This window comes from Dolichospermum circinale AWQC310F (assembly GCF_000426925.1).
In the GTDB taxonomy this organism is placed as follows: domain Bacteria; phylum Cyanobacteriota; class Cyanobacteriia; order Cyanobacteriales; family Nostocaceae; genus Dolichospermum; species Dolichospermum circinale.
Genome location: NZ_KE384717.1, coordinates 82,134 through 107,326, shown reverse-complemented (window position 1 = coordinate 107,326; position 25,193 = coordinate 82,134). Strand labels below are relative to the sequence as shown.

Sequence of the window (25,193 nt, the reverse complement as noted above, 5' to 3'; positions counted from 1 at the left end):
TACAGCAGTTTCCGATATTATGAAGTACAGATATTAATAATAAAACTCTTGTGGTGCGGGCATCTTGCCTGCACAAAGTGTACCTCACTCAAAGCTACTTGCTGTATGTCGGTTTTTTTCCGTTCACCTACTTAGTTCAAAAAACGTAAGTTACTAGAAAAAGTCCTTTCAGGATCTAGAAATATTCAATAATTTTGATCACTTCCACCAATTTCTGAATATGTGCTAACTCATGGGTAGCCATCATAGATATTCTAATCCGACTTGTACTCACTGTGGGAGGACGAATGGCCGGGGCAAAAATTCCTGATGCTTGCATTAGCTTTCCTGCTGTTAATGCTGCGGCTGCATTGGGTAATTGAAAACATAATATCGCTGATTCCGTCGGTAATAATTTTAAGTTAGGTAAATTATCTTGAATTAATTGTTTTAAATAGTTGACATTTTGCCACAATTGCGATCGCCTTTGCGGTTCTTGTTGGACTATTTTCATGGCCGCTAAGGCTGCGGCTGTGTCTGCGGGGGAAAGGGCAGTGGTATAAATCCAACTAGGGGCGCGATTGCGTAAAAAGTCAATTAGGTCACTGCTACCGGCTACATATCCGCCCAAACTACCCAAAGCTTTACTTAATGTGCCAATTTGAATTAATTCTCTACCTGTACACCCGAAATGTTCCACACACCCAGCACCAGTTTTACCCATGACTCCCGTAGCATGAGCTTCATCTAACAATAGCATACAACTAAATTCTGTCGCTAAATCTAGCAGTTGGGGTAATTGACATAAATCACCATCCATGCTAAAAACGCTATCAGTAACTATTAAACAGCGTCGGTAATTTTTTCGATATTGCTGTAAATTTTGCAATAGTGCTGCCATCCCACTGTGCGGATATTCAATCACCGTTGCACCGCTGAGAATTGCCCCTTTTTTGAGGCTGGAATGGTTAAATTGATCAGCTAAAATCAAGTCTCTTTTACCGACTATAGCCGCAATTGTACCTAGATTTGCCAAATAACCGGAGCTAAATACTAATGCGTCTTGGGTTTGTTTGCTAGATGCTATTTCCCGTTCTAATTCTCTGTGTAATTCTCGATGCCCACTGAGTAATCTAGAACCTGTACTACCAGTGCCAAATTCTTGAATAGCATTAATAGCGGCTGTTTGTAAACGTTGATCACCTGCTAGTCCTAAGTAATCATTACTAGCAAAATTAATCACCTCTCGCCCAGATAATAACACTGTTGCACCGGGACGGCTGTGAATAGTTTCTACGGAACGATACCAGTCAGCCTGGTGAATAGTGGACAGAGATTCGTTTATCCAGGCATAAGGATGATTATTCATTATTTGAACTGCTTAATTTATGAAGATTCTGAGGACTTACACACAAGTTAGGGAATAATAAACCACAAAGGAGCAAAGGACAGGAAGACAAGAGAGTTTGAGACGTATTTTGTGTAGGTGATAATTGTCAAGATTTTATAAAACCATTGTCGTTGTTTTATTCACCTGAAAACCAATCTTTTCATAAAATTTTTGTTGGTGAGTAGTCATTAAGTATACACGCTCTACTTTTTGCATTCGAGGATGATTTAAAACTGTTTCTATTAACTTGCTACCTAGTCCATTACCTTGATAATCTGGATGAATGACAACATCCCAAATTGTAGCGCGATAGATGCCGTCAGAGGTTGCTCTAGCAAAGCCAATTAATAATTCTTTATCCCATACGGAAATAACAGGTTCACTGTTAGCAATAGCTATAGCCAAATCTTTTATATTTCGTCCTTTTGCCCAAAAAGCAGTAATATCAAACAATTGTTGAAGTTTACAAATATCAATATCACCAAGACTTTGACTAAATTGAATTTGAGAATATTTCATCTATGATCATCCAATTATCACAATATGTTCGCTTCTGTTATGGCATATTTTCCTGAAAATTACTAAGGCTGTATATGTATATGCAATATTTCAATTAAAAGTTAAAAAACTCCCTTTTATTACTATTACCTATTACCTATTACCCATTACCTATTACCTACTCATTTACAAACCCACTTCCATAGAGGATGTGTAGATCCTTGTTGACGAATGTGATAAACTTGCTTTTGTAAATGTTCCTGCTCTTTTAATGGTAATCCCCAAAGGATATTACGACTTTGCCAGACTAACACAGAAGTTGTCATAGCAATGCACAAGCTTAAACCAAGAGCAGACAAAGGGTGAAAAATCAGCGCGTATCGTAATCCTACCCAGGTAAAATATTGTTGCAATAAATAAATTTCTGTCCGTAAATCCCACAAACAAAAAGGCGCGATAGTTACCCATAAGAAGCCAGCAAATAACCATCTACCATATACTGTTAGCAGATGTAGTTTGTGTATTTGTTGAGCAAAATCAGGGTCTAAGGCTAATTGTTCCCCCTCAAATGGTACTTCAGGTTTATCCATAGCAATGGTATAACTTGTGTCTACAAAATCTCGTTAATCTCGTTCCCAGTCTCCGACTAGGAACAAGTGATCAATGAATTTAACTTTCTGGGGAACTGATAGGGGTTTGAACTGAGTAATTTTGACTACGTTCTCGCCACCAGATCAGCAGTGTACTAGCAATGAAAATACTAGAATAAGCTCCCATAATAAAGCCCACAATTAAAGCTAAAGAAAAATTATGCAGTGTTTCTCCACCAAAGAAGAAGATAGCAGTTAATGTCAGTAGAGTTGTTAAAGTAGTATTAATTGACCTACTTAAAGTTTGGTTAACAGCATCATCAACAACATCAGCAATTGGTTGTTCAGGATGAAGTTTAATCGTTTCTCGAATCCGGTCATAAATAACAACAGTATCATTAACAGAGAAACCCGTGATAGTCAACAAGGCCACGATAAACAGACTATCCACTTCAACGCCGAAAACCAAGCCTAAAATCGAGAAAACCCCAGTTGTAATCAAAATGTCGTGAAACAAGGCTACAATGGCAAATACAGCGTAATCCCATTGAAATCTGACAGCCATGTAGATAGTAATTCCTATAAAGGAAACTATTAAAGCCAAGACTCCAGAAGCAAATAACTCTTTTCCTAAAGTTGCACCAACGGAGTCATCTTGATTTTTTTGCGGGTCGAAAGTGCCAATTTTTTCACTGAGAGCATTTTGGAGATTGATACGCTGTTCGGCTGCGAGTGTTTTCGTGCGGATAGTGATACCATTTTCCTGGCCATTTTCCGAGATTAATTGGATACTACTATCACCAAGACCTTGAGATTTAGCCACCTCTCGCACAACATTGATATCTATGGGCTGATCACAATTACCAATTTTGCCACAATCTCGCACCAATTGCAACCTTGTACCGCCAATAAAGTCCAAACTAGGACGCAAAGGGGCTTTAATATTGGGATTTAAAGAAGATATCACCATGGAAATAATCCCACTGAGGATAATAACGCAGGAAATAGTCCACCATGTACCCCGTGCTTTGTTAATATTTAATCTCATTGTGCCACTCCTGTCTTATTTATTACTGGCACATTAGGAGCATAAAGTTTGGTGTTCCGCAAAGAGGGAATGGAAATAACTAAAAACATCAATGTGCGACTACAAGTAATTGCGGTAAACATACTTACCGCTACACCTAAAGCTAATGTGAGCGCGAAGCCTTTTACTAGTCCTGAACCCAACCAAAATAAAGCAGCACAAGCAATCCAGGTAGTAACATTACTATCTAAGATGCTAGAAAAAGCGCGGTAAAAACCGGATTCTACAGAACGATACAGAGATTTACCAGCTTGTAATTCTTCCCTAGTGCGTTCAAAAATCAAGACATTAGCATCAACAGCCATACCGATACTGAGAATAAAACCAGCAATTCCGGGTAAGGTGAGGGTGACACTCAGTAAACAGAAAGCAGCCCAAGTGAGTAGGGAGTAAATTAATAGTGATATATTGGCGATCATTCCTGGTAGTCTGTAGTACAATACCATAAATATTAATACTAAAGTTAGACCGCCAATACCAGCATAGATACTTCTTTGAATACTATCTTTTCCTAGAGTAGCGCCTACCGTTCTTCTTTCTGCAATTTCCACGGGAACGGGTAATGCACCACCGCGCAACTGTACCCCTAAATCATTCGCTTCTTGGGCTTGAAAACGACCTGTAATTACCGCAGAACCGCCTGTAATCCCAGTAGCAGCAAATTCTACTCCCACAGTAGGTGAACTAATCAGTTCATTATCCAGGAAAATACCGATACTGCGACCAGTTCCCGCCAGGTCTTTTGTCAGCCCTGCAAAGAGTTCACCACCTTTTTGATCAAAACGGATGGCCACGTCCCAATTATTGCCTTGAGTGGGCTGTCCATAGGCATCCTTGAGATATTTACCAGTGAGAGGTGGGTTGGTACTTTCAAACAATTCTGCTACTGCTTGATTATTTTGATCAAACTCTTGTTTATTGGTATTAATTGCAGCTTGATCTTTGGTCTTTTTCAACTCTTCCCGCTTGGTTTTTAGGTCGTTTTTTGTTACCTGTAAAGCTATAAGTTGGGCTTCTGTATTTGGTTTTTGGATACGGAACTCTAACTGTGCTGTACCACCTAATATTCGTTCTGCTTGTTCTGGGTCATTGACACCAGGTAATTGTACTAAAATTTTATCTGTACCCACAGTTTGAATTACAGGTTCAGAAACACCTAAACCATTAATTCGTCCTTCGACCACTTTTTTCACAGCTTCCAATTCCCTTTCGGTAATTTGGGGAATTTCCGCTGTTGGTTTCACCTGAATGGTAAGCTGAGAACCGCCCCGTAAATCTAATCCCAGGGGTACAGGAATTTTGACAATTACCGTAATGGCGGCAATTACCAAGACTATAATTAATGCTAATAGCGATCGCTGTTTTTGCATACAATGACTCACAACTGACAAAGGTTATAATAACGCTCTTTTTGTCGGTTGTGAGCAGAAGTTTGGGGTAGTCAGTGGTCAGTGGTCAGTGGTCAGTGGTCAGTGGTCGGTGGTCGGTGGTCAGTGGTTCATAAGTAATCAAACAACGAATAACAAACAACTAACAACGAACAACTGACAATGAACAACTGACAATGAACAACTGACAATGAACAACGAACAATGAACAACTGACAATGAACAACTGACAACGAACAACTGACAAATACCTAAACTCGCAAAGCGACCATTTTCTGGACTGCTTCGATGATTTGCTCTGGTTGAACAATTGTGAGGCGTTCCAGATTACCATTGTAAGGAGTGGGGATATCCTGGGAAGAAAGACGCAATACAGGAGCGTCTAATTCATCAAATAAGCGGTCATTAATAGAAGCGGTTAATTCCGCACCAATACCCCCAGTTCTCATACACTCCTCCACAACGATAACGCGGTGAGTTTTGCGAATTGATGCGCCAATAGTGTTAAAATCGAGAGGTTTAAGAGAAATTAAATCAATAACTTCTGGATCATAACCTTGTTTTTCCAAAGATTTCACAGCTTGTAAAACATGGTATCGCATCCGTGAATAAGTTAAAATTGTCACATCCTTACCTTTACGGACAACTTCAGCCTGGTCAAGGGGGAGGACATATTCGGTTTCTGGTAAATCTTCTTTTAAATTATAAAGTAAAACGTGTTCAAAAAATAAGACTGGGTTATCATCGCGGATAGCTGCTTTCAGTAAGCCTTTAGCATTGTAAGGGGTGGAACAAGCGACAATTTTTAAACCGGGAACAGCTTGGAAATAAGCTTCTAGACGTTGGGAATGTTCCGCACCTAATTGTCTACCCACACCTCCAGGACCACGAATGACCATAGGGATTTTAAAGTTACCACCGGAAGTATAGCGTAACATACCCGCATTATTAGAAATTTGGTTGAAGGCCAGGAGCAGAAAGCCCATGTTCATTCCTTCAATAATAGGACGTAACCCGGTCATAGCAGCCCCTACAGCTATTCCAGTAAAGCTATTTTCCGCAATAGGGGTATCTAAAACTCGCAAATCACCATACTTTTGGTGTAGATCTTTAGTAACTTTATAAGAACCACCGTAGTGTCCTACGTCCTCACCCAAAACGAATACTTTGGAGTCGCGGGACATTTCTTCGTCAATAGCTTCCCGCAGAGCGTTGAAAAATAGTGTTTCTGCCATTTAGACCTTTATTGCAATTTATCGTTATAGAATTTTATCGTGCCATTGTCCCAAATACCGTCAAGCCTAGCACTGTTGTTGACACTTGGGTTAATTCTTGATCATCAATTGTCAGCACCTAGTGGTAGAAAAATCATGATATCTGACTTAAACAATAATTGCACGCAAAAATAGCACTAGTGAAAATTAAATCTCCGTCCTTTCAAATCCTATCTATTGAAATGTTGGGTAACTTATGTCATTTTTATATGAAGCATTGATTTGTCTGCGGTTAATGATCCTGTGTGTTTTTTTGGCTTAATTTTTGGCTTAAATTAAATCAGCACGAGGTTTAAAAGTTTCTATTTCTCTTAATTTCTCATAAAGTTCCCGTTCTTGAGGACTAATATTTTTTGGGGTTACTATCTGAATTTCCACTAGTTGATCACCACGTTGACCATTTTCAACTGGGTAGCCTTTATTACCAAGACGAAATCTTTGTCCAGACCTGACACCAGGGGGAATAGTCATTTTCACTGGACCATCAAGGGTGGGTGCTTCAACTTGTCCGCCCAATGTTGCTTCACTGGGAGTTACAGGTACTTGACAGAAAATATTAGCACCTTCTAGCTTAAACAAAGGATGAGGATCAACGGTGATTTTTAAGTATAAATCACCACCACTAATTCCTTGATTGCGGAGGCGAATAGTTTGACCTGTCACCATGGCTGGGGGCATAGTCACTTCGAGCGATCGCCCATCTTCTAAGCGTATTCTTTCATTACCACCTTGATAAGCCTTCTCCAGAGGTAAGGTTAATCTAGCTTCAATATCTCGACGGTTAGCACGAGGGGGAGTATTAACCGTATATGCAACTTTAGTTCTAGGACTGCGAAAGGGGTCGCTAGTGGTGGTATTTTCCGAACTGCTTTTCGGTTCTTTGCGGTTGCTAACACCAATTACCTGATTCACAAAACTTTCAAAATCGCTAAATTGGCTGGGGTCTACATCTTGACTGGAACGGTCATTAGTGCGGTTATTCCAACCTTTAGACTTGGGAGTTTGTTTATTACCTGTAAAACCGTTTTGTTGCCAATAGCGGCTAAATTGATCATATTGCGATCGCCTGCTAGAATCGGAAAGGATTTCATAAGCCTCACCAATAGTTTTAAATTTTTCCTCTGCTTCCTTATTGCCAGGATTGAGGTCGGGGTGATATTGTCTAGCTAAACGACGATAAACCTTTTTAATTTCTTCACTGGAAGCATCTTTAGAAACTCCTAAAATCTCGTAATAATCCCGAAAATTTTGCAAATTTTGCATAATCTCTTATTTAAATGTTAGTTTAGTGGTCAGTTGTTAGTTTAGTTGTCAGTTGTCAGTGGTCAGTGGTCAGTTGTCAGTTGTCAGTTGTTAGTAGTTAGTTGTTAGTTGTCAGTGGTCAGTTGTCAGTTGTGCTTATACTTATTAATGACGCTACAAATATTGAAAATTAGATTTTAGATCAAAGATACTGAATCCAAAATCCAAAATCTAAAATCTAAAATTACCTTATAGCCAATCATCATCATCATCCCAATTATCCTGGTAGCTGGGGCGTTTAGTGCGGGTGGGACGTTCATAATTGGGAGAACGATTTTCTCTCCCATAATCTCTGTTAACACCTCGGTTAGATGAATTTCGTTCCCGATAATTATCTCTGTAAACATCTCGTTCCGGTTCTTTTTCACCAGCAAAGATGTCACGGATAGCGCCAAATAGATCATCATCTTCATCCTCAGCATAATACTGACGGACTTCTCTATTCAGTTCATAAAGAGCATCTTGTAAATCAGCATAAGCCTGATCAATACCACGATCTTCATCAGCTTGTAAACTTTCCCGTAAATTGCGACAAATATTATCAATGCGTTGACGACGGTTACGAGCGAATTGCATTCCCATTTCTAACGCTAGTTCGCGTAATTGCCGTTCTGCTTGTAATATTAAAGCTTCAGCCCGGGTACGTTTTTCAACTCGTTCTTTCCGTTGTCTATCAATATTGGCGTATTTTTGAGCATCCTGAATCATTCTGTTAACTTCGGACTCGCTTAAAGTAGAAGCGCCTTGAATGGTGATGCTTTGTTCCCTGCCCGTGGTACGATCTAAAGCTGTTACCTGTAAAATACCATTAGCATCAATATCAAAAGATACTTGAACTTGGGGAATACCTCTTGGTGCTGGGGGGATACCATAAAGTTTAAACCGTCCCAAAGACTTGTTATCTGTGGCCATGTCCCTTTCACCCTGAACCACGTTGATTTCTACGCTGTTTTGATTATTTTCGGAAGTAGAAAAGATGTCAGAACGACGCACTGGGATCGTTGTATTCCTTAGTATAAGTTTTTTCATCACACCGCCGATGGTTTCCAAACCCAAAGACAGCGGTGTAACATCTAATAGCAAAACATCCTTAGTTTCACCAGCGAGAATACTGCCCTGAATAGCCGCACCGACGGCGACAACTTCATCAGGATTCACGTTTTCGCTGGGTTCGATGCCAATTAAGTCTTGAACTAGCTGTTTTACCATAGGCATCCTAGTAGAACCACCGACCAAAACAACTTCCTCAATATCTACCGGAGAGAGTCCGGCATCCTTTAATGCCCGCTTTACTGGTGTTCTTAATCTACCTAACAAGTCTACACATAAACCTTCAAATTGCGATCGCGTCAAGCGGCTTTCTAGGTGTTTTGGACCATCCTCCGTGGCAGTAATAAAAGGTAAATTAATATCAGTGACGCTGACTGCGGAAAGTTCTATTTTAGCCTTTTCTGCGGCTTCCATTAGTCTTTGCAACGCTTGGCGATCGCGTCTTAGGTCTACCCCTTCTGCTTCTAAAAACTGTTCCGCCAACCAATCAACCACTTTTCTATCAAAATCATTACCACCGAGTTGAGTATCTCCACTAGTAGCCTTAACCTCAAATACGCCGTCCCCCACTTCCAGAATGGATACATCAAAAGTTCCCCCACCCAAGTCAAAAACGAGGATAGTTTCCATATCACCTCGATCTAATCCGTAAGCCAAAGATGCGGCTGTGGGTTCATTGAGAATGCGTAAAACATCTAAACCTGCAATTCTACCTGCGTCACGGGTAGCTTGACGCTGAGAATCATTAAAATAAGCCGGAACAGTAATCACAGCCCCGGTAACAGGTTCACCCAAATAACGACTAGCATCATCAGCTAATTTTTTCAACACCATGGCCGAAATTTCTTCCGGGGAAAATTCCTTATTCAGCCGAGGACAAGCAACTTTAATATTGCCAATTTCGTCTTTACGGATAGTGTAAGGAACACGCTTAGAATCCGGGTTTAATTCCCCATATTTGCGCCCAATAAAGCGTTTTACCGCAAAAAAGGTATTTTGGGGATTAAGGACGGTTTGCCGCCTAGCCATTTGCCCTACAACCCTTTCACCTTCCTTACTAAAGCCAACTACGGAGGGGGTTGTTCGCATTCCTTCTGCATTGGCAATCACCACCGGCTTGCCACCCTCCATGACGGCGACTACTGAGTTGGTTGTACCCAAGTCGATGCCAACTACCTTGCCCATGCGTTACTCGTCTCCCGTTGCGTGTTTTGTAGATTTATTATGATATAATAAGGCTGATTTTGACTTAGTGCTAATTAGGTCAACAATCCAATAATATAATAGTCATCATTAAATCAGGAATTAGAGGCATTTTAGCAACAGCGGTGCTACTTGCTAAACTAGGATAGCATTTTAAGTCATTGGTCATTGGTCATTGGTCATTGGTCATTGGTCATTGGTCAGTTGGGAAAGTAAATATTTATCTTTACTCTTACCCATTACACATTAGACTTATCCACTTTGAATTTAAAACAGCGGTTAGAAAACCACCTTCAGGAAGTAGCGAGAGAACGCAATCCATACATGGACAGTGCGGGACATTTCTTTGTTCAAGAATACATTCACCAGCAATTGGGACAATGGGGAAGTGTGGAAATCCACACCTTTGAAGTTAGAGGTAAAAGCTGTAAAAATCTGATTTTAAATTTACCTGGTGCAACAGCAAACCAGAAAACCAATTTACCACCTATTTTAATTGGCACTCATTATGATGGTGTGTTAGGAACTGTTGGGGCTGATGATAATGCTACAGGTGTGGCTGTTTTATTAGAATTTGCTAGAAGTTTTGCTGAAAAACCCGCGAAATATCCTTTGCGGTTGGTGGCTTTTGATATGGAAGAATATGGATTGTTGGGTAGTGCTGATTATGCAGCTTTGTTGCGCGAACAAAAGCAACCTCTTCGTTTGATGATATCTTTGGAAATGTTGGGATATCGAGATTCTACTACTGGTTCTCAAAAATACCCTTTTCCTTTACAGTTCTTTTATCCAAATCGTGGTGATTTTATTGCTTTAATTGGCAATTTGCGGACTTTGGGTGATTTAATTAGTTTAAGTGGTAGTATCAAGCAATCCAGTATAAATAGTCAATGGCTACCAGCACCAAATCGGGGTTTATTAGTTCCCCAAACTCGTTTAAGTGATCATTCACCGTTTTGGGATGAAGGTTATCCAGCAATCATGGTGACAGATACCGCTTTTATGCGAAATCCCCATTATCATCAGCCAAGTGATACTATTGCCACTTTGGATTTAGATTTTCTTACAGGTGTCTGTGAGGGTTTGGAACAAGGGATTAGGAGATTTTAAATTAAGATTATTGTCTGATAGCGTAGCGTGGCGCAAGCCATATCAGGATGTCCAGGATTTAAGGATTAACAGGATTAAAACTTCTTTCGTTCGACAATTTGGATCTGTGCCTTTTGAGGAGGTAAAAATTCATCTAAAATCTCTGGTATCTATTTCGGGTAAAACCCTATCCTACATGGACTTTGCGTTCAGATAAACACAAAATTTGCATGAACTAAAAACAGGGAAGTTTCATCAAAATTAACATACTAGATTTCACCCAACTTTGATCTCCTTATTTATGCCTTGATCTTTTGCTAACTGATTTGCAAGGTCTGCTATTTCTCGCTTACAATCATCAATATCTTGCCGTTCTCTGGAATCCAGAAAAATAAAGGTAGGACTACTGGACTGATTCTTCGCTCTATTATATATTTGGATTATTTTCGATATTGAGAATTCAATTTCCTCTAACTTTTCCCTGACATCAGGTTGATACTCCGATAGAGATTTAGCTGTTATTGACTTCCCATAAATTCTTCCAGTATGGATGACCTCCTTAATCTTTTTCAGGCCAACTACCATATCGCCATAGTCACCCTCACTCCGGGTCAAATCTCGGACAGCACTTCTATCAATTATTCCTAGCACAATTTCGAGACACATAACGTCATCAAGGGGATTCAAGAGATGCAAAGGAATCTCTCTCTGCAATATATCATTTACTTTTTGAATTGTTTCATAGTTGGAACTCTTTATTTTGTCCAGTAGATATTCGATCCCAACAATTTTAGCGAAAGGAGAAGGAGATTTAGCATTTGTTTTCTTGATGAACCCCAAGATAATGAGTTCTTCGTAAGCCATACTATGTTTCTTGTACATTTTGAGTGTATGCTTCACCTTGGTCATACTAGCATCAGTTGTTACCTGTATTGCAATACCTTGTTCTTTATCTAATAAATCAATCGCTGGATGGTTATGCTTAATTGTATTCACATTCACGTAATCTGCATTTTCCAGAACATTGAGTAAGTCCTTTACAACTACCTCAATTTGAAATGACAGGTCACCAAAAGACTGCTTCACAAAATTTTGAATATGAAGTTGTAAAAACGTGAGTCTTGTTATGGCATTTTTTATCTCTTGTTCTGTGGACATTTGCACTTCCTTCGTTTTTTAAACCCAATCTATTATAATCCTATAATCCTATCGCAGTTGCGGTAAAATTTATAGAGGTAAATCATTGCATAACCTTACTTTTTGTCAAGCCATTTGATGAATTGATCTAAAGTTAAATCTCGATCTAATTCTTAGTAATTTTACGTCTGTTAATTATCTGCTAAATTTTGCCAAATGCGATTGCTATTCCATCCAACAATAAACATTCTCGAATGATTTGATGTGTTTTGGAGTGCGATCGCCTGATTCTTCTCTCTTCTAAAGTTTAATGTAGGAGGTTCAAAGTTCAGAGTAGCGATCGCCTCTTATCTTAATGGATATAGTAACTAATGCTATAACTACTATATATCCCATTCTCACATCACTAAAGATATGGAAGAACTTTTGACATTAAGGGAATTACTACTTAAAGGTGATATGACTGGAGCTTTGGCAATTGTTGACGAATTAGAAGAAATGAGCAGAGATGATAAAATCAACAATATTCGTAGCTATGCAGTAATTCTGCTTATGCATCTAATCAAGCAAAAAGCAGAAAATCGCACTACGAAATCGTGGGAGCTATCAATTCGCAACTCTATACGCGGTATCCAAACCAAAAACCAGCGACGTAAAGCTGGCGGAACATACCTCAATACCGATGAATTACGCCTAGCAATTTCCGAAGCTTATACAGAAGCAGTTGATCGCGCCTCCTCAGAGGTTGAGGAAGGACGCTATGAACCCCATGAGTTAGCCAAACTAGTCAACCGTCAAGAGATATGCGATCGCGCCATGATTTTAATCTCTACAAATCTAGAAATTTAAACTGGGTGTTAAGGATTCTAATGGGAGCTTAGGCGATTCAGAAGGTCAGTGTAGCGATCGCCAATACTACAAATAATACATACCATATATTTAAACATTGGCAATAAATTCTTCTACTGTTAACCCAGCAGTTCGTATCAGTCCCCGTAAAGTCCCTTTTGCCACCTCATGATGATCAGAAACAGACAAAGTTACCATTTCACCTTCTTTGACCAAAATTATATGACTTGCACTTTGGCGTGCAAATCGCCAGCCCAGCTTTTCAAAAGTACGAACTACTTCTTGTCCACTCAGAACAGGTAGTTTTGATGCCATAACTATACTAAGACTTCTACTTGTTTAGTTTCAATAGTCAATGGCAACCCCATTTCTGCCCTAACCTGTAAGCAAGCAGAAATCGCATCTTGAATATTCTCTAAAGCCTCTTCTTTTGTTGCTCCCTGACTAATGCAACCAGGAATACTAGGACATTCAATAATCCAGACACCATCTTCATCTCGATCAATCGTGACATTGAATTTCATACTACAGCGATTTCCAATCATATAAGGTACATCTTAGCCCCCTCATCGCACCCCCCTCAATCCCCCCGCAGCGGGGGGAAGAAAAGGATAAACTTTTGATATTGGAGGAGGTTGGGGGTGGGGTTCTTGTTCCGGGTTTGATGACAATTTGCTGTAACTTGTAGTTAAGTAATACCTGTATTTTAGCTTTGAAAATTTCGACCGATTATTAGTCTTAATGGAAGATTACCGCAAATTATCGTAAAAAGTCAATTGCGATCACTTTGACTAATAATTATAGGTGATACCTGCTGAGTAACAAACAGATACCACCCTCATCACCGTTCTCTTTCTCCGTCGTGGTGTATTTCACAAACTACCATAAACGGGAATTGCTGCACCACGGACATCTTTAGCTGCTTCTCCACCAAAAACGGCAGGGACATACGTATATCCTAGAACTTTTGTAGAGATGTGACCTGGTTAGGGATTCTCGGTTCTACATTCTTTTTCTTCAGAGGTCTGATGCGTGAAAACTATAGAGATGGGAAATTTCCCATCTCTAATTTGGGAAACCATACTAAAGCCGTGATTTCAGGTGTTCTACTAACTGTTGTGCTTGCATAACACCTTCAATTCTGTCCACTGGTTGCCCTTGTTTAAATAGTACCAAGGTTGGTAAGGCCGAAATTTGATATTGAGTTGCTAAATTTGTATACTTTTCTGTGTCAATCTTGACAATCCGTAATCTGTCTTTTAATTGGTTGTTGACCTGTTCTAAAATTGATACCATCATTTGACAAGGGCCACACCAATCAGCATAAAAGTCTACTAAGACGGGTAAATCTGAACCGGATAGCATTTCTTCAAAGCTATTGAATTGTTTTTTGGTTGTCATAACACACGCTAATTTTTAATGAATAGTTTGTTTTTATGTTAGTTCTTAGAATTTGGAATTTGTATATGTTTATATTTTTTATAGATCCCCGGTGTAGTCGCAAAAACCCAGCCCTAGCCCCTCCCCGCAAGGGAAGGGAACTGGACTACCAATAATACCAAATAATAAGTATTACATTGTCAAAGATTGGGGATTGGTTTCAATTAACTTCGCTAGGTCTTGCAAGAATCCAGCAGCATCAGCACCGTAAATGATGCGATGATCACAGGTAATATTCACTTGCATTTGTTGGCGCACCGCAAATAACCCGTCGGCTGTGGCTACTACTTGGGGACGTGATGCACCAATGGCTAAAATAGAACCTTGTCCAGGGGGTAAAATAGCATCAAAGGTATCTACACCAAACATTCCCAAGTTGGAAATGGTGAAAGTACCGCTGTTGTATTCTGCTGGTTGTAGCTGTTTTGTTCTCGCGCGTTCTACTAAAGACTTCCAATTGCGAGATAAAGAATAGATGTCAATTGCATCTGCATTCTGTAAAACCGGTGTAATTAATCCGCCGTCATCCATGGCCACTGCTACGGAAATATTAATGTCAGAGTGCTTAACAACGCCTTGGTCTGAATAACTGGCATTAAGAATGGGGTGTTTTTGTAATGTTACGGCTACAGCTTTGGCTAGTAGTGCCGTCATTGTCACACCTTTGGATTTAATTTGTTTGTAAAGTTTATCTAATCCATCGGTGCTGATTGTGTAACTAACACGAAATACAGGTGCAGATAGACTGGCTACCATACCCCGAATGACAGCATTTTGCAAGGTAGTGAATGGTACTACTTGACCAGGAACAGAACTAGTAACCACCTGTGTGGGTACAGGTGTGACTACTGGGGCTGGGGCAGTTACAAGGGCAGGGGTGACAACGGGGGGAGTAACAACAAGGGTGGTAGCGGGCTGCACTTTACCGACAACAACCTCTATATCTTCAGCGACAATGCGACCGTAAGGACCACTACCTTTAAGGGTATTTAAATCAACTTTCAGTTCTTTGGCTAGTTTACGGGCGCGAGGTGAAACTACTACGCGACCTGGTTGATGGTTAGAACCATTTTGAGATGTAGTGATAGGGGTAGCGATCGCAGCAGCGGCTACAGGTGTGGGGGCGGGTGCGGAAGATGCAGCAGCACCGCCTGCGTTAGCTAAGGACTTGGCTGTAGGTATTTCTGCTTCTGTTTCGGCAATATAAGCGATCGCTGCGCCTACTGGGGCGGTTTCACCAGCGGCAACGATGATATGGGCTAGATATCCTTCATAAAAGGTTTCTACGTCCATATCCGCCTTATCTGACTCGACAACCACCACCGTTTCGCCTTTTTCCACTTTATCCCCCGGCGATTTGACCCAGGAGACAATTTTTCCTTCGGTCATGGTGGAACTCAGCGCCGGCATAAATACTTCGTTAATGCTCATAATGGTGGTTTCAGAATCAATAAATAATATATGGACTTTAATTTATGGATTTTAACAGTTCTGTGGTCAAGTTGGTGATTTTTTGCCAAATATAAAAATCCGTTTTTTACATCAAACCCAACCAACTATGTCATAGTCGGCGATTCTGAAATCCTTAATTTTTATGATAGTTCTTCCTTGTCTTTCTAATTTTAACATATTTAAAATCAATTGTCAACCTCCCCATCTTTTGGTCTAGTTTTTCAACTTAGGGAAATTATCCTGCCAATAGGATAATAAAGCCTGCCAAACAGCCTCCAATTCAGCCCCACTACCCTTAGCTAAGGAGAGTTGCCCCCAGACACAGCGTCTGTCACGGATGGTCTGTTTACCGTTGAAGAGATTCAACCATTGAGAGGGATTAAGGTAAGGACGATAAAAATAGCCAGTGAATTGAGATATTGTGACTGTACTTTTTCCCATGGAATTAATGCAAGCCGTCAAATAGTGGTTTTCTTCAGAGGAGAAGTGTAAATGATGTCCTTTGGGGTTAACCTTTTCCAGAGGCTTTATTAGCTTAGGTAAATCAGGTAGATAACTAAATTGCTCATAGTAGGATGAGATATCGCCTAAACTAGAAAGGATGTAGTATAAATTGACAGTTAAACTCTGTCCAGAGCTTTGGTAATGATAAATTTGTCCTGATAATATCTCTTGCTTGTTATCAGATTCAATTTCCTTATTCTGTTTTTGAGATACAGAAACAGGTTCACTAGCGGTTAATTGCCAACCTGGGAGAGGAATTTGCTGGGGAAAATGATAGATAGTTGCTTTACTCAAGCCCGCACTGGTATGGAGAGAAAAATTAGATAAAATAATGATCAAACTAATACCTATAATTAGATTAGAATAGGATAATGGTTGGGATTTATGAAATGTAACTTTTGACAGTGATGATGGAATTTGATGATTAGGTGATAGGAAGAGAATAGTAATCCCAAACAAGAGGAACGAGAGTAAAGCAAAGATATCACCACCTTGAGAACCATGCCAATAATTAAATGCAGGTTTATCTGTGACTACAAGGGCGATAATAGCCAATCGGATAACGGAAAAAACCCCACTAATAACGACTGAGAGGATAAAGGGCAAATAAATATTTTTCAGGAAAGAGGGAAAAAGAATGATTAACAGAAAAGAAACTTTTAATAACAAGATTAGAAGTGGTATTGCTGTACATTCTGACAAAACATCAATTATCCCATTATTAACATAAACAAGAGTGCCTTGAGTAGTGGAATCAAAGCCCAAGTACCATAGAAGAAAAGAGGTGAATTTGGCAGAAATGACTGTAATCTTAATTAGCATTCCCAATAACTTTACCAAGATTTCAACCAAGGGAAATATGGTAGTAATTACTAAATATCGGCGAAATTGTTTAATTCCCTGAAATCCCGATGCTAATAAAGCGAAACCTACGGAAGTGATTAACGGTAGAAAATACCAGAAAATAGAGATTTCTTGGATTGAAAAATTTGCATTGAGGTAGGGAATGATGATCAAACAACAACCAATAAAATTAGCTGGAAATACACTAACCAAAGTGAGATCATAGCGTTGCTGATAAAGATGCCATAGGATACTTCCATATAGTGTTAGTTCCAAGAACCATTGATTAAAATTTTGTTCAACTCGCCAATAAAGTGTGAGGTTAATTGCAGAAATCAATCCAAAGATGAATAGGAGTAGGAAAGTATAATTGAGTTTAACTTTGCTGAATCTTTGTATTTTACGTTTGATTGTTAACATCATCTGTAACATTTTAAAAAACCTGTCCTATTTTGAACCAAACAATCACAAAGGTAAAACCAAGAATGAGAAGAGCGATAATTGTTCTATAACTATTTTTCCATGTACTTCTAAGTTGTTGTCTCTTGGCTTGATTTGCTGCTTCGGTAATTCTTGTTTTAGCAATGAGTAAGTTTCGTTTAATTGAATCTTTGATTTGAGGCTCTGGTAACTTTAATTCCTCTGGAGTCAGGTTGATATTTCTACCAATAAGTTGGATTTGTGCTGTAGTCAGACCAGAATTGAGACCTTTTTCGATTTGAGCTATTTGTTCAAGATTGCCCTTTTGCTGTTCAAGGATCTGATTATTGACTGATTTTAATAAACGTCCTGTATTTACAAAAACCAGGGGAATTGCCAGGAAAAATGCGACTCCAATTAATAAGATTACCCAGCGAATAATTCTTTGAAAAATAATTTCTGGATAGCGGATATCATATTGATTTTCGCTAAAATAGCGAGTAAAAATAAACCCCAAACCAATCAGAAAAATCCAACTGTGTTCAGTGAACGCGCTAATGGAATTAAGTTCACTTTCAAAGTTTTGCAGTTTAAGCTCGGCAGCAACAGAGATAAAGTCTATGAATGACATAATCACAAGAGCATAACCGATGATTGGTAATAGACCAGTTAGATCACCGCTATTTAAGGATTTCCTTCTCAAGTCAACTCGACTGAAAAATTTGATAAAATTTCTGACTAAAGAAAAAAAGAAGAAATTAATACTTTCTCTGATATTATTCATTTAGGTTAATATTCATTTTCCAGAATAGGTTAGTTACAGGTGTTGATCAGATCTGAAAAAGGGGATACCTGCTCGAATTGGTTAAAAAAATCTCCTACTTTCCTAAGAAGTAGAAGATTTTTAGTATCATGTTTAGATGTCTCCGCGAATTTCTTCGACAATGCCGTCACGAAGGACAACTTCAACCTGCATTTTACTAATTAAGTTATCACCTAGTTCAATGCGAAAAAAGCTTTCCAATTGAAATTGGTTGACTTCTTCATCTAATTCCAACAATTGTACTTGCTGGAGGTTTTGCAGCATTTGATTTTTCTGTTCTAGAAGTTCACTTTTCTTTTGATTAACTTGGAGTTGAACGTTGTCAATTTGTTGAAGGGTCTGAGGTCCTGGTGGTTGAAGACTCTGTTTTTGAATAGCAGTAATTGCTCTTTGTCCTTCAATGTCTAATTGTTGTAGTTGTTGGTCAACTTGATTAATTTGAGCTTGTAATTGTTGGTGTACTTCCTCTTTCCAGAGAGGGGTAACTATGGCTTTAACATTAACCGGGCGTTTTAAAAGCAATTGAGGGTTGGAAACATCCATAAAAATTGTCCGTTCACTCTTCAATAGTTTGTAGTATGGAGATGAGTTCAGAGAAGATACTGATACTATGTTTTCAGGTGTTAAAAAAAGATTTTTTTTCTATTTCCTGTTTCTCCAATGGTTTCTGAGATCTGAAATTTGGTAAAAACAATTTGCGATTTAGGGAATTATTTGGCAAACATTCCGTTAATAATATCGCAATATCGTTCCATCACAATGTGACGACGAATTTTCAAGGTTTGTGTCATCATGCCATTTTCAATGGAAAACTGTTCCGAAATTAGTTTAAATGGTCCAATACGATCATCGGTTCGATAACCGGGACGGTTTTGAACTTCACGATTTAACTCTTGACGAAACAGATCCTGGACTATTCTACTCTCTAAGTCAATTTTTTGACTATCATTTATCTGATGTTGAGTTTCTGCCCATTTTGCTAAGGCTTCCAGGTTAGGGACAATTATGGCACCAATACTTTTTTGATCTTGTCCTACTAACATAATTTGGTCAATATAGGGCGATCGCAAACAAGCGTCCTCTATGGGCTGAGGTTCGATATTTTCGCCGTTGCTTAAAACAATGGTGTCTTTTGCCCTCCCTGTTAATACTAGGTCATTTTGGGGCGTTACCCAGCCTAAATCACCGCTATCAAACCAACCTTGGGGGTCTATGGCTTTATTGGTGGCTTGAGGATTTTGATAATAGCCTTGCATGATTTGTGGTCCTTTGAGAAGGACTAAACCCCGTTCCCCTGCTGGTAGGGGTTGACGGGTTTCTGGGTTGACAATTTTCACTTTTGTACCGGCAATTGGTTGTCCCGAAGAACCACGTAAATTCCGCCAAGGACGACGCGCATTAGTTACTGGTGATGTTTCTGTTAACCCATAACCCTGTAATATTTCAACACCAACAATTTCAAAGAAGTTATCTATATGTTTGGGAAGCGCCCCACCCCCACTAATAACGTGCTTTATTTTACCGCCTGTCGCTTCTCTTACTTTGTGATAAACTAATTTTTCCCCTAGTATATGAATCGCTAATAATGCCAATTCTACTATTTTGGCTTGAAAACGCTCTATAATTCCAGCATTAATGTGATTTAAACTCAATCCCTGGGAAATACGCCGTGATTCTATATATTTCTGGCTGATTTCTAGTAAAAACTTCACCAATTTTTGTTTTTTGGCTGGTTGTTCTCGGAATTGCTTTTGCACGCCTTCATAAATTGATTCCCATAATCTTGGCACAGCAATCATATAATTAGGTTTGAATTTCTTTAAATCTCCTTTGACGGAACGCAAATTAGTGTAAATTTGGCTACAACCTTGAGAAAGTAAGAAGTATTCACCGCTGCGTTCATAACTATGCCATGTGGGCAAAATACTGAGGACTGTATCCCCTTTTTGGGGTTGCACAATCGTTCCCAGAGTTGCAACTTGATGCAGTAAATTTCTATGGGAGAGCATTACACCTTTGGGTTTTCCCGTAGTACCGGAAGTGTAAATTAATGTTGCTAAGGTTTCTGCACTATACTTATTTGTGACTAGTTTATGATTCCTACCAATTTCTAGTAATTGGGTAAAGTTGACTACTGGAAATTTTAGTTCTGCGGGTGGTGTTTCGTCAGAAAGTATAACTACCAGTTTAATCGCTAATTCGTTCAGGCGTTCCCCTAATTTATTTAAAGTTCTGATATCCTCAACTACTAAAGATGTACTGCCACTATGGGAAATAATGTAAAGTAACTCTTCTCGTTCCGCTTGGGAACTACGAACTGCATTTACAGCCCCAGCAGTCATGATACCTTGGTCCGCAATAAACCAACGCGGACTATTATCCGCTATCAAGGAAACTCGATCTCCGTAGGGAAGATTTTCGCTATTATTTGTATTTACGCCTAATGCCTGTAAACCGGCTGCAAATTGGTTAATTTGTTCTGTAAGTTGACTATAGGTAATTTTTACTTCTGGTTGGGAGTGGGGGTTATACAAAGCGATAATATCACCAAATCGCTTTGCAGCCAAAGGCCAAATTTCCGGTAATAACTCTACATTTGTGTAATCTACTAAACTCTGTAATGCAAGACGTTCTCGTTGAGAAATGTTATTTAAGAAAGAAGTTGTAGATTGATTATTCGTCATAAATACTACTGTTAAATTCAATTAATCATGGTAGTTCATATTCAGTTTACATATTAATTCATAAAGGTTACTGTTAGTTTCCATCTACAAAATTCTATGCTAAACTGATTTTATATAGACTAAATACTATGGTTAAGTTTTCGTGCATTACCTGATGTTGCCATATATTTTACTATTAACTAAACCGTTCTGATGTCGTTTCGCCTGGGGGTGATTCCCTATAGATATGATGGATGTATTATTACTGACAGTCATCAACGCTGGGGCTTGTTTAGCTTTGCCTAAGCTATTATCTATGGTTTCGGTTCGTAAACCTAAACAGTCTCAACTATTGTCCGTTGCTTCCACTTCTAAACCCACCAAAGAAATAACTAGTTTCCCCTATTGTACAACCTATAGTTTAACGGGTAGTCAATTCTGTAAATTCAAGCCGCGTTTTTGTTCTCAGTGTTCTCTTAGATAAAGTAAGTACTATTGAGTAGTAGCAGTCCTCAGTTGTTTGTGAATATCTTTCTTTTTTCTCTGCGCTCTTCATAATTTTAGATGAAAACGCGAACTCTCACAAATTATACAGGATTGCTATTCATCAAAAACAAGGGAATGGGGAACTTGCGGATTAAAAGTATTTAATTTACTTATGTAATCTAAAAGATATTTAAAAACTAGAAGTTGATCAAAGCTAGTGTTTGTAAGGCAAAATAAAGATGTAGTGATCAAAGATAGTTATAAGGGAAGGTTATCTATGACTTTAATTCAGGGTATATTGCTCACGCTAATAAATGCTGCTATTTGTTTGTTTTTGCCTAAACTGTTATCTCTAGCTTTATATACAAGAAAAAGCGGAAAACCTAAAAGTCAATATCATATTGAGTAGATTTATGTTTTTCTCGTCGCCACTTCGCCCTAACTAAACGAATTTCATCAAAGCTGTAGTTTGCTCCTAAATTTTCCCGAAGAGGTGTGAGAGAAATATCACCAACAACTTCTAAAATTTGCCAGATTTTTTTCTGACGTTCTAAAGGTACTAATTGACTGATATCTAAAGATTGTTTTTTCTCAATTAAATTGGAGAGATGATTGATAATTGTACCAGATTTAACATTGCGTTTTTGGGCAATTTCTTCAATACTAAAACCCTGATTATATAACTCTAATGTTGTTAATTCAGTATCAGATAGTGTGTGATAAGAGGATAAAGAATTAACTCGATGAATGGTATTTTGTTGTAAACCTTGTCCTTGATGATAAGCCTGAATTTCTGCTAGGAATTTTTCGCCATATTGAGATAGTTTATAACTAACAACGCCGGAGATTTTACCTAATTCATCTAATGTTTTGGGTTGAATTTGTGCCATTAACTTGAGGGTAGAATCTTGAAAGATCATGTAGGGTGGGATAGCTTGTTCATCTGCGAGTTGTTTACGAAGCGATCGCAATTTTTGAGTTAAAATTTCCACATCTACAGGTTTATTATTTCCATCTTCCCAGGTCATTTTTTGCGCTATGGGAACAGAAATAGAAACTGGTCGTTGTTTTCGCATGACTTCCCAACTTAAAGCATTGAGTTTTAAAATTGAATAACCGTCGCTAGTTTGTTCTAATAAACCTTGATGTAATAGTGATCTTCCTAGCATTCTCCATTCGTCTAATGTTCTATCTTTACCAATTCCATAGGTAGAAAGTTGATCATGTTTATTAACGACAATTTTCTGATTTTTCGCACCTCTTAATACATCAATGATATGTAACATTCCAAATCTTTCCTTACATCTAGCCACACAAGATAAAAATTTCATGGCTTCAATTGTCCAATCTTGTACAGGTTTAGGATAACGACAATTATCACAATTACCACAATTTCCCGGAAATCTTTCGCCAAAATAACTTAATTGAATTGTGCGTCTACAGTCTGTCCCCTCTGCATAATCTATAACTTGTCTTAATTGCTGTTTAGCTATTAATTGTTCTTGAGGATCGGTTTTTTGATTAATACTCCATTCTATAGTTTTAATATCACCATAATTAAAAAATAATGTACATTTAGAAGGTTCATTATCTCTACCAGCGCGGCCAGATTCTTGATAGTAACTTTCTAAATTTCGAGGTAAATCCGAATGAATCACAAAGCGAACATCAGGCTTATTAATACCCATCCCAAAAGCAATTGTCGCTACCATTATCCGCACATCATCTCTAATAAATCGAGTTTGATTTTTAGTTCTTTCTTCATCCGTTAAACCTGCATGATAAGGTAAAGCAGCGATTTTATCATTTTGTAATTTGAAAGTTAGTTCATCAACTTTTTTGCGAGTTAAACAATAAATAATCCCTGAACCTTGATTTTCTCTAACTATTTCTAATATTTCAGCATAGGGATTTTTACTTTTATTTCTAACTTCATAATAAAGATTTTGACGGTTAAAACTAGCAATATGAATACTTGGTTGTTTTAATCCTAATTGTTCAATAATATCGGCTTTAACCCTATCTGTAGCTGTAGCTGTTAAAGCAATAGTAGGAACATTTGGATAACGTTTTCTGAGTAGTCTTAATTGCCGATATTCTGGACGGAAATCATGCCCCCATTCTGACACACAATGGGCTTCATCTATGGCAAAGGTGGAAATTCCTACTTTTTCCTTAACTACGTCTAAAAGGGGCAAAAATCGGTCGCTAATCAAACGTTCAGGAGCGACATAAAGTAATTTTATTTTACCATTCATGATCGCTTCTTCACGAGAGCGAACTTTATAGGCATTCAGGCTACTATTGAGAAATGTGGCAGAAATGTTATTAGTTCTCAGTGCTTCCACTTGATCTTGCATTAAAGCTATTAATGGTGACACTACCACTGTTAAACCGGGTTTTAAAAGTGCCGGTAATTGAAAGCACAGAGATTTACCCCCACCAGTGGGCATAATTACCATTAAATCACGATTTTGTAAGGCATCTTCGATAATTTGCCTTTGTCCAGGACGAAATTGATCGTAACCAAAATGATGTTTTAGGGCTTGTTCTAAGTGGGGGTACTGAAGCATGGTAGATGGTTGTCGCGTGTCTGAGTTGTGATGAAGATATTAAAATTTTAACGCACTTTGGGGAATGGGGAACGCTACAATTTATAGATAGGAAAATGTCAGAATCAGGATATCCAGGATAAAAGGATTAACAGGATGAAAATAGGGATTTGATCACCAATTACTGATTACCCATTAACAGCCTGAACTAGATACAGCAGATTCATTTGTTATGAAGTACATCATAGCCCCCTCCCTGCTTACGGGGAGGGGTGATTTTGTACCTCATAACATCGGTAAGTGCTGTATGTAGCAATGTGGGTTATTATAGAACATCAAAAGTACAAAATCAACTAATAACTGCTAGTAAGTCAGGTCAATAAACATGACGCAAGAATTAATGGAATTAAAACGAAGTATTTTAGAAGGGCGTTATGATGATGCCTTGGAAATTCTTGATGATTTGGAGGATATGAGCAAACAGGGAACTTTGCGAAAAATAGAAGCTTTTTTAGTGAGGTTGGTTATTCATCTGATTAAAAATCAAATTGAACAGCGTTTAACTAATTCTTGGATTGCTTCAATTTCTGATTCTGTGATTCAAATTGCCAAACTGAATATTAAAGATCATCAAACATCCTATTATATTAAATCTGATCAATGGGGTGAATATTTAGCAGAAGCTGTAGAAATGGCAATTCGTCCTGCTAGTGCGGAGATTTTTGGTGGGACTTTAAAACCGAGTCAAGTTTCTGGAAGATTACAAGAAAAAGAATTAATTGATTTTGCGGAAAATCTTTTGTTGTTAACTTATGAATATCAACCTAAAGAGTTAGCAAAGATGATTGATAATTATTTAGCACAATTACCGGGAGGTGAAGATTGGTTTGAGTAATTTTGGTACAACTAAGTTGTTTGAAGATAGTGAAGTAATGAATAACCAACTTGGCGTAGATATATGCTTGTGTTGTCTTGATGATGATAAGATATTGAATGAACCACGAAGGAGCGAAGACAGCGAAGGAAGAAGAGTTTTAGAGATTTTTTGCGTTAGTTCTGGTAAATTGTGTTTGTTGGATATTTTTTGTTATAATCCAGGTAAGCTGGTTTTGACAATTACCCAGGGTTTTGTATTTTACTATCTTGTGAAAGAATTTGACCTATAATTTCTTCG

At 38.4% G+C, this 25,193-nt stretch carries 23 protein-coding genes; 5 read left to right on the top strand and 18 right to left on the bottom strand.

The window, feature by feature from the left end:
- Positions 1-175: 175 nt before the first annotated feature.
- The 8 genes from bioF to dnaK form a co-directional block, all read right to left on the bottom strand.
- Positions 176-1,348: an 8-amino-7-oxononanoate synthase gene (gene bioF, locus ACIR310F_RS0120880; protein ID WP_028085515.1), complete on the bottom strand. Its 1,173-nt coding sequence runs from the start codon at positions 1,346-1,348 to the stop codon at positions 176-178.
- A 135-nt stretch (positions 1,349-1,483) separates the two neighbouring features.
- Positions 1,484-1,888, bottom strand: a complete 405-nt coding sequence (locus ACIR310F_RS0120875) for a GNAT family N-acetyltransferase (RefSeq protein WP_028085514.1) — start codon at positions 1,886-1,888, stop codon at positions 1,484-1,486.
- Between the two features lie 161 nt (positions 1,889-2,049).
- Positions 2,050-2,457 carry a hypothetical protein gene (locus ACIR310F_RS0120870; protein ID WP_028085513.1) on the bottom strand — a complete coding sequence of 136 codons (408 nt, stop codon included), beginning with the start codon at positions 2,455-2,457 and terminating at the stop codon, positions 2,050-2,052.
- A 79-nt stretch (positions 2,458-2,536) separates the two neighbouring features.
- Positions 2,537-3,505 (bottom strand): protein translocase subunit SecF, encoded by a 969-nt coding sequence (gene secF, locus ACIR310F_RS0120865; protein WP_028085512.1) that lies wholly within the window; start codon positions 3,503-3,505, stop codon positions 2,537-2,539.
- A complete protein-coding gene (gene secD / locus ACIR310F_RS0120860; protein WP_028085511.1) occupies positions 3,502-4,914 on the bottom strand; it encodes a protein translocase subunit SecD in 1,413 nt (470 codons plus the stop codon). The genes secF and secD overlap by 4 nt, the downstream gene beginning before the upstream one ends.
- Positions 4,915-5,183: 269 nt before the next feature.
- Positions 5,184-6,167: an alpha-ketoacid dehydrogenase subunit beta gene (locus ACIR310F_RS0120855; RefSeq protein WP_028085510.1), complete on the bottom strand. Its 984-nt coding sequence runs from the start codon at positions 6,165-6,167 to the stop codon at positions 5,184-5,186.
- Positions 6,168-6,476: 309 nt separating this feature from the next.
- Complete coding sequence (locus tag ACIR310F_RS0120850; protein ID WP_028085509.1) at positions 6,477-7,469, bottom strand: DnaJ C-terminal domain-containing protein; 993 nt, start codon at positions 7,467-7,469, stop codon at positions 6,477-6,479.
- 228 nt (positions 7,470-7,697) lie between these two features.
- On the bottom strand, positions 7,698-9,743 hold the full coding sequence (gene dnaK, locus ACIR310F_RS0120845; RefSeq protein WP_028085508.1) for a molecular chaperone DnaK: 2,046 nt from the start codon (positions 9,741-9,743) through the stop codon (positions 7,698-7,700).
- Between the two features lie 279 nt (positions 9,744-10,022).
- On the opposite strand from dnaK, the gene ACIR310F_RS0120840 reads away from it, so the two are divergent.
- Positions 10,023-10,871: a M28 family peptidase gene (locus ACIR310F_RS0120840; protein ID WP_028085507.1), complete on the top strand. Its 849-nt coding sequence runs from the start codon at positions 10,023-10,025 to the stop codon at positions 10,869-10,871.
- 255 nt (positions 10,872-11,126) lie between these two features.
- Here ACIR310F_RS0120840 and ACIR310F_RS0120835 read toward each other — a convergent pair whose 3' ends face one another.
- Complete coding sequence (locus ACIR310F_RS0120835; protein ID WP_028085506.1) at positions 11,127-12,008, bottom strand: SMEK domain-containing protein; 882 nt, start codon at positions 12,006-12,008, stop codon at positions 11,127-11,129.
- Positions 12,009-12,401: 393 nt separating this feature from the next.
- Between ACIR310F_RS0120835 and ACIR310F_RS0120830 the strand changes: the two genes are divergently transcribed.
- Positions 12,402-12,836, top strand: a complete 435-nt coding sequence (locus ACIR310F_RS0120830) for a DUF29 family protein (RefSeq protein WP_028085505.1) — start codon at positions 12,402-12,404, stop codon at positions 12,834-12,836.
- A gap of 90 nt (positions 12,837-12,926) precedes the next feature.
- On the opposite strand, the gene ACIR310F_RS0120825 is transcribed toward ACIR310F_RS0120830, so the two are convergent.
- The 8 genes from ACIR310F_RS0120825 to ACIR310F_RS0120790 form a co-directional block, all read right to left on the bottom strand.
- Positions 12,927-13,151 carry a type II toxin-antitoxin system HicA family toxin gene (locus tag ACIR310F_RS0120825; protein ID WP_028085504.1) on the bottom strand — a complete coding sequence of 75 codons (225 nt, stop codon included), beginning with the start codon at positions 13,149-13,151 and terminating at the stop codon, positions 12,927-12,929.
- Positions 13,152-13,153: 2 nt separating this feature from the next.
- Positions 13,154-13,360 (bottom strand): type II toxin-antitoxin system HicB family antitoxin, encoded by a 207-nt coding sequence (locus tag ACIR310F_RS0120820; protein WP_027403752.1) that lies wholly within the window; start codon positions 13,358-13,360, stop codon positions 13,154-13,156.
- Between the two features lie 559 nt (positions 13,361-13,919).
- A complete protein-coding gene (gene trxA, locus ACIR310F_RS0120815) occupies positions 13,920-14,237 on the bottom strand; it encodes a thioredoxin (RefSeq protein ID WP_028085503.1) in 318 nt (105 codons plus the stop codon).
- Positions 14,238-14,408: 171 nt separating this feature from the next.
- Entirely contained in the window at positions 14,409-15,707 is a 1,299-nt protein-coding gene (locus ACIR310F_RS0120810; RefSeq protein WP_028085502.1) for a dihydrolipoamide acetyltransferase family protein, read from the bottom strand.
- A gap of 234 nt (positions 15,708-15,941) precedes the next feature.
- Positions 15,942-17,498, bottom strand: coding sequence for a cyanoexosortase A system-associated protein (locus ACIR310F_RS0120805; protein WP_196803267.1), 1,557 nt, complete (start codon positions 17,496-17,498; stop codon positions 15,942-15,944).
- A 10-nt stretch (positions 17,499-17,508) separates the two neighbouring features.
- On the bottom strand, positions 17,509-18,279 hold the full coding sequence (gene hpsJ-A / locus ACIR310F_RS0120800) for an HpsJ-like protein, cyanoexosortase A-associated (protein WP_028085500.1): 771 nt from the start codon (positions 18,277-18,279) through the stop codon (positions 17,509-17,511).
- 132 nt (positions 18,280-18,411) lie between these two features.
- Entirely contained in the window at positions 18,412-18,861 is a 450-nt protein-coding gene (locus tag ACIR310F_RS0120795) for a YlqD family protein (RefSeq protein ID WP_028085499.1), read from the bottom strand.
- A 167-nt stretch (positions 18,862-19,028) separates the two neighbouring features.
- Positions 19,029-21,002, bottom strand: a complete 1,974-nt coding sequence (locus ACIR310F_RS0120790) for an AMP-dependent synthetase/ligase (RefSeq protein ID WP_028085498.1) — start codon at positions 21,000-21,002, stop codon at positions 19,029-19,031.
- A 226-nt stretch (positions 21,003-21,228) separates the two neighbouring features.
- Here ACIR310F_RS0120790 and ACIR310F_RS0120785 point away from each other — a divergent pair, with 226 nt between their 5' ends.
- Complete coding sequence (locus ACIR310F_RS0120785; RefSeq protein WP_231387630.1) at positions 21,229-21,465, top strand: hypothetical protein; 237 nt, start codon at positions 21,229-21,231, stop codon at positions 21,463-21,465.
- 385 nt (positions 21,466-21,850) lie between these two features.
- On the opposite strand, the gene recQ is transcribed toward ACIR310F_RS0120785, so the two are convergent.
- Positions 21,851-24,040: a DNA helicase RecQ gene (gene recQ, locus ACIR310F_RS0120780; RefSeq protein WP_028085496.1), complete on the bottom strand. Its 2,190-nt coding sequence runs from the start codon at positions 24,038-24,040 to the stop codon at positions 21,851-21,853.
- A 364-nt stretch (positions 24,041-24,404) separates the two neighbouring features.
- Here recQ and ACIR310F_RS0120775 point away from each other — a divergent pair, with 364 nt between their 5' ends.
- A complete protein-coding gene (locus tag ACIR310F_RS0120775) occupies positions 24,405-24,914 on the top strand; it encodes a DUF29 family protein (protein WP_028085495.1) in 510 nt (169 codons plus the stop codon).
- Complete coding sequence (locus ACIR310F_RS0120770) at positions 24,907-25,185, top strand: hypothetical protein (RefSeq protein WP_028085494.1); 279 nt, start codon at positions 24,907-24,909, stop codon at positions 25,183-25,185. The genes ACIR310F_RS0120775 and ACIR310F_RS0120770 overlap by 8 nt, the downstream gene beginning before the upstream one ends.
- Positions 25,186-25,193 lie beyond the last annotated feature (8 nt).

Excerpts from the sequence above, each read along its gene's own strand:
- ACIR310F_RS0120850 (WP_028085509.1), bottom strand. The coding sequence starts at position 7,469 with ATGCAAAATTTGCAAAATTTTCGGGATTATTACGAGATTTTAGGAGTT.
- ACIR310F_RS0120790 (WP_028085498.1), bottom strand. The coding sequence starts at position 21,002 with ATGACGAATAATCAATCTACAACTTCTTTCTTAAATAACATTTCTCAA.
- ACIR310F_RS0120875 (WP_028085514.1), bottom strand. The coding sequence starts at position 1,888 with ATGAAATATTCTCAAATTCAATTTAGTCAAAGTCTTGGTGATATTGAT.
- ACIR310F_RS0120810 (WP_028085502.1), bottom strand. The coding sequence starts at position 15,707 with ATGAGCATTAACGAAGTATTTATGCCGGCGCTGAGTTCCACCATGACC.
- hpsJ-A (WP_028085500.1), bottom strand. The coding sequence starts at position 18,279 with ATGAATAATATCAGAGAAAGTATTAATTTCTTCTTTTTTTCTTTAGTC.
- ACIR310F_RS0120795 (WP_028085499.1), bottom strand. The coding sequence starts at position 18,861 with ATGGATGTTTCCAACCCTCAATTGCTTTTAAAACGCCCGGTTAATGTT.
- ACIR310F_RS0120805 (WP_196803267.1), bottom strand. The coding sequence starts at position 17,498 with ATGATGTTAACAATCAAACGTAAAATACAAAGATTCAGCAAAGTTAAA.
- ACIR310F_RS0120870 (WP_028085513.1), bottom strand. The coding sequence starts at position 2,457 with ATGGATAAACCTGAAGTACCATTTGAGGGGGAACAATTAGCCTTAGAC.
- recQ (WP_028085496.1), bottom strand. The coding sequence starts at position 24,040 with ATGCTTCAGTACCCCCACTTAGAACAAGCCCTAAAACATCATTTTGGT.
- ACIR310F_RS0120830 (WP_028085505.1), top strand. The coding sequence starts at position 12,402 with ATGGAAGAACTTTTGACATTAAGGGAATTACTACTTAAAGGTGATATG.
- ACIR310F_RS0120820 (WP_027403752.1), bottom strand. The coding sequence starts at position 13,360 with ATGAAATTCAATGTCACGATTGATCGAGATGAAGATGGTGTCTGGATT.
- ACIR310F_RS0120785 (WP_231387630.1), top strand. The coding sequence starts at position 21,229 with ATGATGGATGTATTATTACTGACAGTCATCAACGCTGGGGCTTGTTTA.
- bioF (WP_028085515.1), bottom strand. The coding sequence starts at position 1,348 with ATGAATAATCATCCTTATGCCTGGATAAACGAATCTCTGTCCACTATT.
- trxA (WP_028085503.1), bottom strand. The coding sequence starts at position 14,237 with ATGACAACCAAAAAACAATTCAATAGCTTTGAAGAAATGCTATCCGGT.
- ACIR310F_RS0120835 (WP_028085506.1), bottom strand. The coding sequence starts at position 12,008 with ATGTCCACAGAACAAGAGATAAAAAATGCCATAACAAGACTCACGTTT.
- ACIR310F_RS0120775 (WP_028085495.1), top strand. The coding sequence starts at position 24,405 with ATGACGCAAGAATTAATGGAATTAAAACGAAGTATTTTAGAAGGGCGT.
- ACIR310F_RS0120825 (WP_028085504.1), bottom strand. The coding sequence starts at position 13,151 with ATGGCATCAAAACTACCTGTTCTGAGTGGACAAGAAGTAGTTCGTACT.
- secF (WP_028085512.1), bottom strand. The coding sequence starts at position 3,505 with ATGAGATTAAATATTAACAAAGCACGGGGTACATGGTGGACTATTTCC.
- ACIR310F_RS0120855 (WP_028085510.1), bottom strand. The coding sequence starts at position 6,167 with ATGGCAGAAACACTATTTTTCAACGCTCTGCGGGAAGCTATTGACGAA.
- secD (WP_028085511.1), bottom strand. The coding sequence starts at position 4,914 with ATGCAAAAACAGCGATCGCTATTAGCATTAATTATAGTCTTGGTAATT.
- dnaK (WP_028085508.1), bottom strand. The coding sequence starts at position 9,743 with ATGGGCAAGGTAGTTGGCATCGACTTGGGTACAACCAACTCAGTAGTC.